The organism is Pseudarthrobacter sp. NIBRBAC000502770, from assembly GCF_006517815.1.
Classification (GTDB): domain Bacteria; phylum Actinomycetota; class Actinomycetes; order Actinomycetales; family Micrococcaceae; genus Arthrobacter; species Arthrobacter niigatensis.
This window is the reverse complement of record NZ_CP041198.1, coordinates 2,647,439-2,661,861: the sequence shown is the minus strand read 5'-3', so window position 1 is coordinate 2,661,861 and position 14,423 is coordinate 2,647,439. Positions and strand designations below refer to the sequence as shown.

Annotated in this window: 11 protein-coding genes and 1 pseudogene; 4 read left to right on the top strand and 8 right to left on the bottom strand. The window is 68.1% G+C overall.

Translation table 11 applies throughout. The features are described from left to right. Positions 1-900, bottom strand: a complete 900-nt coding sequence (locus NIBR502770_RS12785; protein WP_141159710.1) for an SDR family oxidoreductase — start codon at positions 898-900, stop codon at positions 1-3. Beyond that, complete coding sequence (locus tag NIBR502770_RS12780; RefSeq protein ID WP_141159711.1) at positions 897-1,349, bottom strand: nuclear transport factor 2 family protein; 453 nt, start codon at positions 1,347-1,349, stop codon at positions 897-899. The genes NIBR502770_RS12785 and NIBR502770_RS12780 overlap by 4 nt, the downstream gene beginning before the upstream one ends. Before the next feature lie 92 nt (positions 1,350-1,441). On the opposite strand from NIBR502770_RS12780, the gene NIBR502770_RS12775 reads away from it, so the two are divergent. Then, a complete protein-coding gene (locus NIBR502770_RS12775; protein WP_141182155.1) occupies positions 1,442-2,101 on the top strand; it encodes a TetR/AcrR family transcriptional regulator in 660 nt (219 codons plus the stop codon). A 67-nt stretch (positions 2,102-2,168) separates the two neighbouring features. Continuing rightward, on the top strand, positions 2,169-2,723 hold the full coding sequence (locus NIBR502770_RS12770) for a dihydrofolate reductase family protein (RefSeq protein WP_141182154.1): 555 nt from the start codon (positions 2,169-2,171) through the stop codon (positions 2,721-2,723). Here NIBR502770_RS12770 and NIBR502770_RS12765 read toward each other — a convergent pair. The 5 genes from NIBR502770_RS12765 to NIBR502770_RS12745 are packed head-to-tail and all read right to left on the bottom strand — an operon-like array spanning position 2,708 to position 10,833. After that, complete coding sequence (locus NIBR502770_RS12765; RefSeq protein ID WP_141159714.1) at positions 2,708-3,928, bottom strand: nitrate/nitrite transporter; 1,221 nt, start codon at positions 3,926-3,928, stop codon at positions 2,708-2,710. The genes NIBR502770_RS12770 and NIBR502770_RS12765 overlap by 16 nt on opposite strands. A 38-nt stretch (positions 3,929-3,966) precedes the next feature. After that, positions 3,967-4,764: a respiratory nitrate reductase subunit gamma gene (narI, locus tag NIBR502770_RS12760; protein WP_141159715.1), complete on the bottom strand. Its 798-nt coding sequence runs from the start codon at positions 4,762-4,764 to the stop codon at positions 3,967-3,969. A gap of 2 nt (positions 4,765-4,766) precedes the next feature. Then, positions 4,767-5,417, bottom strand: coding sequence for a nitrate reductase molybdenum cofactor assembly chaperone (narJ, locus tag NIBR502770_RS12755; RefSeq protein WP_246839640.1), 651 nt, complete (start codon positions 5,415-5,417; stop codon positions 4,767-4,769). Further along, positions 5,414-7,123 (bottom strand): nitrate reductase subunit beta, encoded by a 1,710-nt coding sequence (gene narH / locus NIBR502770_RS12750; protein ID WP_141182153.1) that lies wholly within the window; start codon positions 7,121-7,123, stop codon positions 5,414-5,416. Before narH ends, narJ begins: the two co-directional genes overlap by 4 nt. Then, positions 7,123-10,833: a nitrate reductase subunit alpha gene (locus tag NIBR502770_RS12745; RefSeq protein WP_141182152.1), complete on the bottom strand. Its 3,711-nt coding sequence runs from the start codon at positions 10,831-10,833 to the stop codon at positions 7,123-7,125. Before NIBR502770_RS12745 ends, narH begins: the two co-directional genes overlap by 1 nt. Before the next feature lie 104 nt (positions 10,834-10,937). Here NIBR502770_RS12745 and NIBR502770_RS12740 point away from each other — a divergent pair, with 104 nt between their 5' ends. Together NIBR502770_RS12740 and NIBR502770_RS12735 are read left to right on the top strand one after the other, a co-directional pair. Next, positions 10,938-11,594: an SDR family oxidoreductase gene (locus NIBR502770_RS12740; protein ID WP_141182151.1), complete on the top strand. Its 657-nt coding sequence runs from the start codon at positions 10,938-10,940 to the stop codon at positions 11,592-11,594. A 21-nt stretch (positions 11,595-11,615) separates the two neighbouring features. Beyond that, a pseudogene (locus tag NIBR502770_RS12735) lies at positions 11,616-13,186 on the top strand (Na+/H+ antiporter). Positions 13,187-13,193: 7 nt separating this feature from the next. On the opposite strand, the gene NIBR502770_RS12730 reads toward NIBR502770_RS12735, so the two are convergent. Next, entirely contained in the window at positions 13,194-14,405 is a 1,212-nt protein-coding gene (locus NIBR502770_RS12730; RefSeq protein WP_141182150.1) for an ROK family protein, read from the bottom strand. Positions 14,406-14,423 lie beyond the last annotated feature (18 nt).

Genomic DNA, 14,423 nt, shown 5'->3' with positions numbered 1-14,423 from the left:
TCAGTGGCCGGCCAGCGCCTGCGACTGCTCCTTCAGGAATTCGGTGACCGACTTCGGGTTGATCCCGCGCTGGCGCAAGGGTTTGTCATCCCAGGTGGCCTCCTCAATATCCGAGGCCAACCCGACGCCCAGTGCAGAAGCCATGGCGTCGTTCCTGCGTTTCAACATAAGCGTGGCCATCCGCGCCACAGGACGGGGCATGCGCTGCACCTTCAGGGGACGGTGCGCCAGTTCCCCCGCGATGCCGATGATCTCCTTCTTGGTCAGAGGCTCGGGTCCGCCCACGTCGATCTGCGCCGGCGGATCGGGCTCCAGTGCCACGGCGGCGAGGAGAACGGCAATGTCCCCGGTGGACACCAGCCGACGGCGGTTGTCGCCCTTGCCGATGACGCCTGCCTTTCCCGCCGCGAGGTCGAACCGTGCGGCGGGGCTGAGCTGGACTTCCTGCAGTCCGTCGGAACGTACCACTACGGTCCGCATGGGTGAGTTCGCCAGGCGGCGCTCAATGGTGAGCTTGGCCTGTTCCAGCGGGGTCCGGAGGCTGGCGCTGCCGATCGGGAAGGACAGGTAGACAAAGCGCTGCACGCCGGCGGCTTCCGCGGCGTCGACAAGGTGGCCCATTCCCACTTCGTCGACGTCCCGGATGGTAGCGGAACTGGTCCCCGCGAACCGGCGGCTTATCGCCGTTGCCGTGGCAATCACTGTGTCCGCGCCCTCGCACGCGGGCGGCAGCGTGGCAGGTTCGGTGAGGTCTCCGCGCACCACTTCCGCGCCGATCGCCCGGAGTGGCGAATCGTCCGTTTGGCGCCGGACCAGGCAGCGGACCTCCTGTCCGGAAGCGCGCAGCCGTTTTGCCACCCGGCCGCCCAGGTCACCCGTTGCCCCGACCAGGAGGATCATGGCCGTGCTCCTTCCGTGCCTGCTCCGGTGACGGCCTGGACCGCGGCATCCACGTCCGCCGTGTCCTTTTCGACAGGCTCCAGGTAGAACCTCACCGCCGCAATCCGGTCGCTGCGGACGCTGAAGATTGCCACGCCGGCCTGCTCGACGGCGCTGCCGTCCAGGCGGGTGCCGCGCGATCCCCATTCGACCCAGACCTTGCCGCCGGTGCCGGTTGCCGAGTCCAGCACGGTCACGGTCATGTCGGGGATCCCTGCGAACAGTGCGGACCAGTTCTTCCGCACCTGTGCGCTTCCGGTGAAGCTGCGGGCCGGGTGGTTGGGGGTGATATTGACGTAATCGTCTGCGAACTCGGCCAGCATGGCATCGAGGTCGCGCCGCTGTGTTGCGGAAAACATTCGGCGCACAGGGCCGTCTGGGAGGCGGTCCACGCCGTCTGGCGTGTCCATGGAAATGCTCCTTGGTGCCTCGCCGGGCGAGGCTGTGACCTGTTAGATTGATTTCAATACAGTTAGCTGTATTGATTGGAGTTTAAGACCGCATGCAGAGCCCAGTCAATGCCTCCGGGAAACGCCCCGCAAGGCGAAGTTATGACGCACGGCGGCGCCGGCAGCTCGCTGCGGAGTCGCTGCACAGCGTCCGGACGCATGCCAGGGAGCTCTTCCTCACCCAGGGTTTCGGGGCGACGACGATTGCGCAGATTGCCCGCGCTGCCGGCGTCTCCGCCGAGTCGGTCTACAAGAACTTTGGCAGCAAAGCGGGGCTGGTCCGCGCCATCTACGAGGAGAGCCTCCTCGGCGCCGGCGGACCGCCGGCCGAGCAGAGGTCCGATCTCGCCCAGAAAACCGAGTCGGATCCCGTACGCCTGATGGAGCGGTTCGGCCGGTTCACCACGGAGATCAGTCCCATTGGAGCCCCGGTCTACCTTCTGATCAGGGACGCGGCGGCCAGCGGGGACGCCTCCATGGCGGCACTGCTGCGGGACGTGGACGAGGCCCGTTACCGCCGGATGCTGCACAATGCCCGGCAGTTGGTGGGCAGGGGGCTTCTCAGGCCCGGCCTCACCGAAGCCGAGGCTGCCGACGTCATGTTCACCTCCACTGCCGCCGAACTCTACGAAACGTTGGTGATCAAGCGGGAATGGTCCGCCGAACGCTACGGCACCTTCATCGCCCGGACCCTGGCGGCGAACCTGCTGTAATCCCTACCGGCCGGCCAACCTGGGCGGGCCCCTGTTCCCCGCGTCATTCCCCCGGCAGAATGGGCCCATGGCGAAGCTGATCTACTCCGCAATCATGTCCCTCGACGGCTACACCGCAGACACGGACGGCAACTTCAACTGGTCCATGCCGGACGAGGAAATCCACGCCTTCGTCAACGACCTGGAGCGGGATGTGGGCACCTACCTGCTGGGCCGCCGGATGTATGAGGTGATGTCCGTCTGGGAAACCATGGACACACGGGATGAGCCGCCCGTCATCCAGGACTACGCCCGCATCTGGCAGGGGGCGGACAAGGTGGTCTACTCAACCACGCTGGACACCCCCAGCACCCCGAAAACCCGCCTGGAGCGGCAATTCCTCCCGGAAACCGTGCGGGACCTGAAATCGGGCAGCGACCAGGACATCAGCATCGGCGGCCCCACCCTCGCGGCGCACGCCCTCAAAGCCGGGCTGGTGGATGAGTGCCGGCTGTTCATCAATCCGGTGGCCGTCGGCGGCGGCCTGCGCTTCCTGCCTGACGGACTCAAGGCGCAGCTGGAGTTGGTGGACCAGCGCCGGTTCGGCAACGGGGTGGTGTACCTGCGCTACCGCGCCCGCTGAACCGCTGCCGTCCCGGCCCTGCGCTGGACCGCGAACAGGGTAAACACCAGGGCCACCAGGGCCGTGCCGACCAGCAGGAGCAGCCCGATCGAATAGCTGCGCGTCGCGGCGTCGTAGGTCGCGCCCATCACCAGCGGTGGAAAGTACCCGCCCAGGCCACCCGCGGCACTGACAATGCCGCTGATGCTTCCCACCTTTCCGGCCGGTGACAGGACCCCAACCCAGGCAAACACTCCGCCCGTCCCCAACCCCAGCGCCGCAGCCATGGCAACGAAGGTGGCACCCGCGGGCACCTCGCCGTCGGGCCTGAGGTTGACCACCCAGCCCAGGACGGCGACGGCGGCCAGCGCCACGAGCACCACGGGCCTGGGGCCGAGCTTGTCCGCCAGCACCCCGCCGACGGGCCGGGCCAGGACCGCGGCCAGGGCAAAACCGGCCGTCCGGGCACCGGCGCCGGCGGGATCAAAGCTGTACACGTCCCTGAGGTAGGTGGGCAGGTAGGTGGCGAACGAAACGAAACCGCCGAAGACCACCGCGTACAGGAAGCACATCTTCCAGGTGACCGCCGTCCTGGCCGCGTCCATGAGCTTGGGCAGCACCGGCGCATGGTTGGGGGCCCACCCTGGCGCTTCCTTCATGAGGAACCAGACCAGCCCTGCCATCACCGCCAGGACGCCGGCGATCAGCAGGTGCGTGGGAAAGTACCCGATCCCGGCAACCAGCCGGGGATTCAGGAAGGCCGCCAGGGCTGTGCCGCCCATCCCCGCCCCGAACACACCGGTGGCGAAACCCCTGCGGGCCGGCTCATACCAGGCGCTGACGAACGGTATCCCGACGGCGAACACGGTCCCGGCCACGCCGAGCAGCAGCCCGGCGCCCAGCACCAGGGCGAAGGAACTGATGAGGCCGCCCACGGACACCAGGAGGATGGGAGGGATGGCGGCCAGCAGGACAAAGGTGAACATGGCCCGTCCGCCATACTTATCCGTCAGGGTGCCCACGACGATCCGTCCCAGCGAACCGACGAACACCGGCATGGCCACCAGGATGCCCGTGGTGGCAGGCTTCAGCTCCAAATTCTGCGTGTAGAAGGCACCGAGCGTGGCAACCGAGTTCCACGCCCAGAAACCCGCCACGGAGGCCGCCGTCGCCAACGCCAGGTTCAGCGCCCTGCCGGTGGCTGGCTTAGAGGTTGTTCCGGCCACTGCTAGCTCCTCACCACATCATCCAAACGCACCGCCGGTCAGCGGTTGCGGGTGTCCCTGTCCGGCGTGCCCACGGCGGACCAGCCGCGGCCCTTGGTCTCCCTGTCCCGCGACCGGTAGACGATGTACGGGCGGAACAGATAGTGCAGGGGCGCGGTAAAAGCGTGCACCAGCCTCGTGAACGGCCAGATGGCGAACAGCGCCATTCCCACCAGCGTGTGGAGGTGGAACGAGAACGGGGCGGCCGCCATCGCCGCGATGTCAGGCTGGAAGATGAACAGCGACCGGAACCAGGGCGCCACGGTTTCCCGGTAGTTGTGCCCGTGTTCGCCCTCGAAGACGCTGGCCAGCGTGGTCCAGAGGCCGAAGACGATGGCGGCGGTCAGCACCACGTACATGGTCTTGTCATTCTTGGTGGTGGCCATGAACACCGGCCCCGTGGTGCGCCGCCGGTAGATCAGCAGCGCGATTCCGCCCAGGGTTCCCACCCCGGCAATGCCGCCCACAGCCAAGGCATTGAAGTGGTAGAACTCCTGGCTCATGCCCACGGCTGCCGTCCAGGCCATGGGAATGACCAGCCCGAAGAAGTGGCCGGCGATGACGGCCAGAAGCCCGAAGTGGAACAGGGGGGAAGCGATCCGCAGGAGCCTGGATTCGTACAGCTGGGAGGACCTGGTGGTCCAGCCGAACTGGTCGTACCGGTAGCGCCACACCAGGCCGCCCACCAGCACCACCGCCATGACGTACGGCAGCACGCCCCACAGGACGGTGTCCCAGGTGCTAAGCACGACGACGGCTCCTGGCTCCGCCTCCAGCGCCGCCCCGAGTGCCGGCATGGTCAGGACCTCCTGACGGGGAGCAGCCGCGGGTCGTAGGGATCCAGTCCCACGCTTTCGGTCGGCGGACCGTATCCGGCCATGCGCATCACTTCCTGCTCGTCCTGGGGTGACTTTCCCGGCAGCGTGGCACAGATGGCCGCCAGGATCCGGGCGTGGGGCAGGTTGTCCCGCAGCAGCCCGAGCCGGAGCATCTCAAGGCTGGCCCGGTAGCGCTGCAGCAGGTCGCGGCCGGCGGCTCCATCCACCCTGGCGGCGAACTCGAGCACCATCGGCAGGTAGTCCGGGAGCTCCCCGTCCAGGTCCACCAGGACACCGCTGTGCCGGTAGGCCTCCTTGAAGTAGCCCAGTACTTCGCCGCGGCGCCGGGTGTCCCCGTCCGTCCAGTAGCTCAGGTGCAGGGCGTGCCGCCTGCCGAGATCGAATTCGCGGACGTACTGGGCCTGCAGGTCCATGGGCGGGGTCGCTTCCAGGAGGTCCAGCACGGGCGCGAACCCGGGCAGTGCGCCGGGGAATTCGGACAGCGCCGCCCGGACCAGGGGGACCCGCTCCACCAGTTCCCCATCCGGATAGGACAGGCACCAGGCTGCGGCAAGGTATACCACCTGGTCGCGGCGGTTCCCGGTCGACCGGTCCATGTTTGCCCGCTTCATGACCCGTCCTCGGCGCCGGCCAGGGTGTCCGGCGCCGGGCCCCTGTCCGGGGCGGGCTTGTCCGGGAAGAGTCCGGACGGGGCGCCCCGGCCGTCCCAGTTCAGCAGGTTCACCCGCCCGCGCAGGCCCGTCCCCTCGGCGATGGTGTCCGAGCTCTGCCGGTCCCGCAAGGCGTTGAACGTGTCCACTGCCACCGGGACGGGCCGCCCGCTCGCCTCGCCAAACGGGGCCGAGTCCTGCATGCCCGGTCCGCCGTCGAAATCCAGCGAGCAGCCCAGCTCCTCCAGGTCGTGCGCCTGCTCAAGGTGCGCCGTGGGAATGACATAGCGTTCGCTGTACTTGGCGATGGCCATCAGCCGGTACATGTCATACATGCTTTGCCCGTCCATGCCCACGGACTCCGGGATGGCCTCGTCCGGGTCCCCGCCCATGCTGATGCCGCGCATGAAGGACCGCATGGCCGCGAGCTTCCGCAGCACGGCCGTAACCCGCTCCGTATCCCCGGCAGTGAAGAGCTCGGCGAGGTACTCCACCGGGATCCGCAGGGCGTCGATGGCGCCGAACAGGTTGCCGGGATCCTCGCCGTCGTGCCCCTGGTCGCGGAGGAGGTCCACCACGGGGGAGAGGGGCGGGACGTACCAGACCATGGGCATGGTGCGGTACTCCGGATGCAGGGGCAAGGCCACCTTGTACACCTTGGCCAGGGCGTAGACGGGGGACCGGCGGGCGGCGTCCAGCCAGTCCTCGGGGATGCCCTGTGCCCGGGCCTCCGCCTGGACGCGGGGATCGTTGGGGTCCAGCAACACGTCCATCTGGGCGTCGTAGAGGTCCCTCGGATCGGTGACCGACGCTGCCGCGGTGACAGCATCGGCGTCGTACAAAAACAGTCCCAGGTAGCGCAGCCGGCCCACGCACGTCTCGGAGCACACGGTGGGCAGGCCGACCTCCACCCGGGGGTAGCAGAACGTGCATTTCTCGGCCTTGCCGGTCTTGTGGTTGAAATAGATCTTCTTGTACGGGCAGCCCGTGACGCACTGGCGCCAGCCGCGGCACCGGTCCTGGTCCACCAGCACAATCCCGTCCTCCACCCGCTTGTAGATAGCACCCGACGGGCAGGACGCCATGCAGGAGGGGTTCAGGCAGTGCTCGCAGATCCGGGGGAGATAGAACATGAAGGTCTGCTCGTAGGCGAACTTGATCTTGTCCTCGGACTCACGCCGGATCTTTGCCACGATCGGGTCCAGGTTCCCGTGCTCGGTGGCGCCGCCCAGATCATCATCCCAGTTGGCGGACCAGGTGATCTTGGTGTCCTTGCCGGTGATCAGGGACTTCGGCCGGGCCACGGGGAAGTCGTCGCCCAACGGAGCGTCCACCAGGGTCTTGTAGTCGTAGGTCCACGGCTCGTAGTAGTCCTTCAGCTCGGGCTGGACGGGGCTGGCGAAGATGCCGATGAGCTTCTTCACCCTGCCGCCGGCCTTCAGCGTCAGCTTGCCGCGCCGGTTCAGGGTCCAGCCGCCGTACCAGCGCTCCTGGTCCTCATACCGGCGCGGATAGCCCTGCCCGGGCCGGGTCTCCACATTGTTGAACCACACGTATTCCATGCCGGCGCGGTTGGTCCACGCCTGCTTGCAGGTCACCGAGCACGTGTGGCAGCCGATGCATTTGTCCAGGTTCATCACCATGCCCATCTGGGCCATCACCCGCATCAGTACTGCACCTCCTGCGAGCGGCGGCGCACCGTGGCCACCATGTCGCGCTGGTTCCCGGTGGGGCCAAGATAGTTGAACGCGTAGGCCAGCTGCGCGTAGCCGCCAGCCAGGTGCGAGGGTTTCACCAGCAGCCGGGTCACCGAATTGTGGATTCCGCCGCGGCGCCCGGTCGCTTCCGATTTCGGGACGTCGATGGTGCGCTCCTGGGCGTGGTGGACATAGACCACGCCCGCCGGCATGCGGTGGCTGACGATCGCGCGGGCCACCAGCACGCCGTTGACGTTGGTGCACTCCACCCAGTCGTTGTCCCGGACCTTGATGGCATCGGCGTCGGCGGGGCTCATCCAGACCGTTGGGCCGCCGCGGGACAGGGAGAGCATCAGCAGGTTGTCCTGGTATTCGGAGTGGATGGACCACTTGGAATGCGGCGTCAGGTACCGGACCGTCACCTCCATGGCCCCGTCGGAGCCGAGCCGGGGTTCGCCGAACAGCCGGTGCATGTCCAGCGGAGGCCGGTAGATGGGAAGGGCTTCACCGATGTCGATCATCCAGTCGTGGTCCAGGAAGAAATGCATCCTGCCGGTGAGGGTGTGGAAGGGCTTGAGCCGTTCGATGTTGATGGTGAACGGGGCGTACCGCCGGCCTCCGGTCTCCGAGCCTGACCACTCCGGGGACGTGATCACCGGGACCGGACCCGCCTGGGTCTGGGCGAAGGTGATGAACTTTTCCTCGGAACCCTCCGCGAGGTCCGCCAGTTTCTGTCCGGTGCGGACCTCGAGGTCCTTGAAGCCCTGGACGGACAGGGCGCCGTTGGTGGTGCCGGAGAATGCCAGGATTGCCTCTGCCATCTTCGCATCGGTGTCCATGGCCGGCTGGCCGTCCGCAGCCCCGCCGAGCATCACTCCGTTGGCGTGGCTGAGCCGGGCCAGCGGTCCGGCCATTTTGTACGTGACGTTCTTGACGGTGAAGCCCAGCTTGCCGGCCAGCGGTCCGACGGCGGCGAGCTTGTCCGCGATGGCCGTGTAGTCCCGCTCCACCACGGAGAAGACGGGCATGTTTTGCCCAGGCTCGGCAGGGATGTCCGGGTCCCGCCAGTCACGGACCCGGCCGCCGGGCTGGGCGAGCTGGCCCGGGGTGTCGTGCTGCAGCGGGATGCTCACGAGGTCGCGGCGGATGCCCAGGTGGGTCTTGGCCTGCCGGGAGAATTCCCGGGCCAGCAGGTGGAAGATGTCGAAGTCCGTTTTGGTTTCCCAAGGGGGATCGATCGCGGGGCTGAAGGCGTGCACGAAGGGGTGCATGTCCGTGGAGGAAAGGTCATGCTTTTCGTACCAGGTGGCGGCCGGGAACACGACGTCGGACAGCAGCGTGGTGGACGTCATCCGGAAGTCGGCGGAGACCAGGAGGTCCAGCTTTCCCTCCGGCGCTTGCCTGTGCCAGGCCACGTCCCGGGGTTTGAGTTCCTCCGCGCTGTCCCCGCCCAGGACGTTGTTGTGGGTTCCCAGCAGGTTGCGGAGGAAATACTCGTTGCCCTTGGCCGAGGAGCCGAACAGGTTGGACCGCCACAGCACCAGGGTCCGCGGCCAGTTGGCCGGGGCATCCACATCCTCGATGGCAGGGTTGAGGGAGCGGTTCTTCAACGATTCGGCGATGTAGGCGGGTGTGTCCGCGGCTGTCCCGGCGGCGACGGCGGCCTCCGCCTCGTCCGCCACGTCCAAGGGATTGCGGTCGAACTGCGGGTAGAACGGCATCCAGCCCAACCGGGCGGACTGGGCGATGGCGTCCGCCGTGTGCATGCCGTCCAGCTTGCCGGTGGACAGGGGTGACTTGAGGGCGTCGGCGGAGTATCCGTCCTGCCGCCACTGGTCCGTGTGCATGTACCAGTAGCTGGTGCCCGTCATGGTCCGCGGCGGCCGTGACCAGTCCAGGGCGTTGGCCAGTGACACCCAGCCGGTGATGGGCCGGGTTTTTTCCTGGCCCACGTAATGCGCCCAGCCGCCGCCGTTGCGGCCCATGCAGCCGGTGAGCATCACCAGTGCCAGCACCGCCCGGTAGGTGGTGTCGCCGTGGAACCATTGGCAGATGCCTGCCCCCATGATGATCATGGAGCGGCCTTTGGACTGCTCGGCGTTGCGGGCGAACTCGCGTGCCACCCGGATGCAGGCCTGTGCGGGGACGCTGGTGATCTCCTCCTGCCAGGCCGGCGTGTACGGGGTGGCGGCGTCGTCGTAGCCGGCCGCCCACTCGCCGGGCAGGCCGTCCCGGCCCACGCCGTATTGGGCCAGCATCAGGTCGAACACGGTGGTTACCAGATGGCCGCCCACCTCCATTACCGGGACGCCCCTGCGCAGGATGCTGCCTTCGCCGCCGGCGTCCTCGAAGCAGGGGAGCAGGATTTCGGCGTTTTCCCCGGATACTTCACGGAGGGACAACGCAGGTTCGATGCCCTCGAGGTCCAGGTTCCACTTGCCTTCCCCGCTGCCGGAATAGCGGAACCCCATCGACCCGTTGGGGACGGCGGGGCGGCCGGCGGCCCGGTCGAACAGGACGGTGCGGAACGCCGCATCCTCAGCCCCGGACTCGCCGGGGACGTCAAGGGCGGTGAGGAATTTCGACGGCGTCAGGGCGCCGCCGTCGTTCCTTTCCAGCCTGACCAGGAAGGGCAGGTCCGTGTACTGCTTCACGTAGTCGGTGAAGAACGGCACGTCCCTGTCCACGAAGAATTCCTTGAGCAGCACGTGCCCCATGGCCATGGCCAGGGCGGCGTCCGTTCCTGCCTGCGCCGGCAGCCATTCGTCGGCGAACTTCGTGTTGTCCGCATAGTCGGGGCTGACGGTGACCACCTTGGTGCCGCGGTACCGGACCTCTGTCATCCAGTGCGCGTCAGGCGTCCGGGTCACCGGAACGTTGGAACCCCACATCACGAGGTAGCGGGCGTCCCACCAGTCCCCGGATTCGGGAACGTCGGTCTGGTCACCGAACACCTGCGGGCTTGCGACGGGCAGATCGGCGTACCAGTCGTAGAAGGAGGTCATCACCCCGCCGATGAGCTGGATGAAGCGTGTCCCCACCGCGTGGGACACCATGGACATGGCCGGGATGGGCGAAAAACCGGCGCACCGGTCAGGGCCATACGTCTTGATGGTGTTGACGTGCCCTGCGGCGGCGATCTCGATGGCTTCCTGCCACGACACCCGCACCAGTCCGCCCTTGCCGCGGGCCTGCTGGTAGCGGCGGCGTTTCTCCGGGTCCGCTGCGATCTCCGCGAAAGCGAGGACCGGGTCGCCCAGGCGCGCCTTGGCCTCCCGGTACATCTCCACCAGGACGCCCCGGGCGTACGGAAACCGCACCCGGGTGGGGGAGTAGGTATACCAGGAAAAGGCCGCCCCGCGGGGGCAGCCTCTTGGTTCGTATTCGGGACTGTCGGGGCCCACCGACGGGTAATCGGTCTGCTGGGATTCCCAGGTGATGATGCCGTCCTTGACGTACACCTTCCAGGAACAGGAGCCGGTGCAGTTCACCCCGTGGGTGGAGCGGACCACCTTGTCGTGGCTCCAGCGGTCCCGGTAGAAGATGTCACCCTTGCGGCCGCCCTCCCTGAACACCGCCCTGCCGTCGTCCGTCTGGTCCCACCGCGTGAAGAAACGGCCCAGCTTCAACATTGCTTCTGATGCGGGTCCATCTAACCCCGCATGGGGTCCGGCAGCCATGCCCCCAAGCTAGGTGGGGGCCGGAAAGCCCGAACAGGGCCCAAAGGCCCTGTTCAGGGGCAAATGGCTTCTGCAGTTATCCGCGATGCGGGCAGAATGGGTGCATGACACGCATCGCCATCATCGGCGGCCACGGAAAAGTGGCCCTCCTCCTGTCCGCACTCCTCACCGGCGAGGGCCATTCCGTCACCTCGTTCATCCGCAACCCGGACCACGCAGCCGACGTCACCGGCACCGGCGCCACGCCGCTGGTCCTCGACGTGGAGAATTCGACGACGGTGGCCATCGCCGGCGCCTTGGCCGGGCACGACGCCGTGGTCTGGTCCGCCGGCGCCGGCGGCGGCAACCCGGAGCGCACCTACGCGGTGGACCGGGATGCTGCCATCCGTTCGATGGACGCAGCGGCCCAGGCCGGCGTGGACCGGTACGTCATGGTTTCCTACTTTGGTGCCGGCAAGGACCACGGGGTGCCCGAGGACAACAGTTTCTTCGCGTATGCCGAGGCCAAGGCGGCCGCGGACGAGTACCTGCGCGGCACCAGCCTGGACTGGACCATCCTGGGCCCGGGTGCCCTGACAGACAAGCCCGGAACGGGACTGATCGACGTCGACCCCTCACCCGTTGGGGGCCGGGATACCTCCCGCGCCAACACGGCCATCGTGGCGGCCGCCGTCCTGGACCTGCCCCAAACCGCCGGCCGGACCATCGAATTCCGCGACGGCACCCTGCCCGTCGCGGCTGCACTGGAACCGCGCGCGTAGCCGGCTGCGGGGACGGGGCTTATGGACCAGCTCGCACTCATTGTCGGACTGCTGCTGGCCACCGTGGTGGCCGTGGGCCTGGGGGACAGGCTCCGGTTGCCCTACCCGGTCCTGATGCTGCTCCTGGCGGCTGCGCTGACGTTCATTCCGGGCTTCCCCGACCTGGAAATCGAACCCGGGCTGATCCTGCCCATCTTCCTGCCGCCGCTGCTGTTCGCCACCGCCCAGCGGAGTTCCTGGGCGGTGTTCCGCGTCCGGTGGCGGACCCTGATCATGCTGGCCGTGGCGCTGGTGGTGATCAGTACCGCCGTGGTGGCCGGCGCAGCGTGGCTGATGGTTCCCGGCATCGGAGTACCCGCCGCCATCGCGCTCGGCGCCATGGTGGCGCCCCCGGATCCGGTGGCGGTGGACTCGGTGGCGGGCCGCGTGCACATGCCCCGCCGCCTCATCTCCGTCCTCCAAAGCGAGGGGCTCTTCAACGACGCTGCCGCCATCGTGATCTTCCAGGCGGCCGTGGCCGCCGCCGTGGGAGGCACCAAGGTAGGGCCCGACGTCGTCCTCCAGTTCCTGCTGGGCGCCGCGCTCGCCGTCCTGGTGGGCGTGGCCATGGGCTGGCTGATCGCGTTGGTCACCCGGCTGGTCACTTCCATGGTGGCCCGCAGCGCGGTGACGCTGGTGGTCCCCTTCGCCGCCTACATCCTCGCCGAGGAGGTGCACGCCTCCGGGGTTATCGCCGTGGTGGTCACCGCCCTCGAAATGCAGCGCCACGCCCGCCCCAGGACGCGGCGGAGCGCGTCTCCCGCAATGCCTTCTGGGATGTGGTGGAGCTGCTGGTGACCGGTCTCGCGTTCGGCCTGGTGGGCCTGGAAATCCGCCGTGTCATCCGTGATGAAGGAAGCGGGATCTTCGGCATGATCGGGGTGTCCGCGCTGGTCTGCGTGCTGGTTTTCGCGGTCCGGTTCCTGTGGATGGGCGTCTTGGCGCTGGGCGCCCGGAAACGGAAGAACCTCCTCCAGCCAACGTCCCTGAAAGAGGTCCTGATCCTCACCTGGTGCGGCATGCGGGGCCTGGCCACCCTGGCGCTGGCCCTGGCACTGCCGCTGACCCTGGCGGACGGCACGCCGTTCCCGGGCCGGGACTACCTCCTGGTCATTGCCTGCGCGGTGCTGCTTGCCACGCTGGTCCTTCCGGGCCTGACCCTGCCCTGGCTGATGCGTGTCCTGAAGGCCTCCGAGGATGGAACAGCGGAACGCGACGCTGTCCGGCTGCTTGCCGCCCGCGCCCAGGCGGCCGCCGTTGCGGCCCTGAAGCAGCATGACCTGATGACGGACCTGCCGCCGGAAAAGGTGAAGCTGGTCAAGGAACGGATGCAGCGCCTGCGCGCAGAACTGACGGACGGCAGCCTGCGGAACGAACCATTGGCGGAAAAGCGCCGGCGCGGACGGGAGCTTGCCATCGCGGTTCAGACCATCGCGCTCGACGCCGCCCGGCAGGAAGTGGTGGCAGCCCGCAACGAGCCGGACATGGACCCCGAGGTGGCCGACCGGGTGCTCAGGCAGCTGGACCTGCGCACCATGGTCATGCCGGAGTAGGAACCCCTCAGGCCGGAGCGGCGCGCCCTGCGAGCACCAGGTCCAGTGAGTTCTTCTCCACGTAGTCCAGGGCGCAGCGCACCGCGCCCACGGTGACAATGGCATCGCCCAGCGGCGATGCCGCCACCCGTGCGGGGGTGGCTGTGTACCCGGCAAGGCGCTCACTGATCGGGGCCAGGAGCACGTGGGCGGAATCCGCAACGCCGCCGCCAAGCACCACCAGTTCCGGATTGAGCATGGTGGCCACGGTGCCCACCACCCGTGCCATCCTGTCCGCGAGCCGGTCGAGGATGTCCAGCGCCACGGCATCGCCCTGGCCGGCGGCGGCGAAGACCTGTTCGGCCTCCACCCGTCCGGGCTGGAATGCCCGGAGGGCGGTGGGGGTGGCGGTGTCCAGTGCTTCCGCGGCCCAGGTTCGCGCCAGGTGGGCGATGCCGTAGGTGTCGCCCACGCCTTCCACCAGGTTCAGGTAGGCGAGTTCGCCGGCACTCCCACTGGTGCCGTGGACCAGCCGTCCACCCTCCACGATGCCCGAACCCAGCCGCTCACTGGCCAGGATCACCACGACGTCGTCGACGCCGGCAGCCGCTCCCTGCCACCGGTCGCCGAGGGCGGCGAGGTTCGCGTCGTTCTCCAGCAGGACGGTCCACCCGCGGGCTGCCTTGAGCGCGGGCCGCAGCCCCAGGTCGAACAGTCCCCAGAACTCCTGCGTGGCCACCACCTCGCCGTGCCGGTCCACGGGCGCGGCAACCCCGGCACAGGCGGCCAGCACCCGCTCCGGTTCCGTTCCGGCCGAGCGCAGGGCAGTCATGGCAACGCCGTCAATGAAGGCGATCCGTTCCTGCGAACCCACCTCCCCGGCCTGGAAGGGGCGGCTGGACCGTCCCAGGGTGGTGCCGCGCAGGTCGGACACCACCACGGTGACCTTGGAATACCCGATGTCCATGCCCAGCACCACGCCGGCCCGCTCGTTGAGTTCGAAACGCCGGGCGGGGCGGCCCTTCAGGTATCCGCCGAATTCACGCTGGTTCTCCAGCTCCAGGATCCAGCCCCGCCGTACCAGGTCTTCGCAGACGGCGATGGTGGTTGCCCGTGTTAGCCCGGTGGCGGCCATGACCTCGGTGACCGTCACGGCCTCCGAGGCGCGCATGAACTCCAGGACCGCGCCGGCACTGACGCGGCGCAGCAGCTGGGGAGTGGCCGGAACCGGTTCAGGCATGCTGTTGACCTTCCTGTC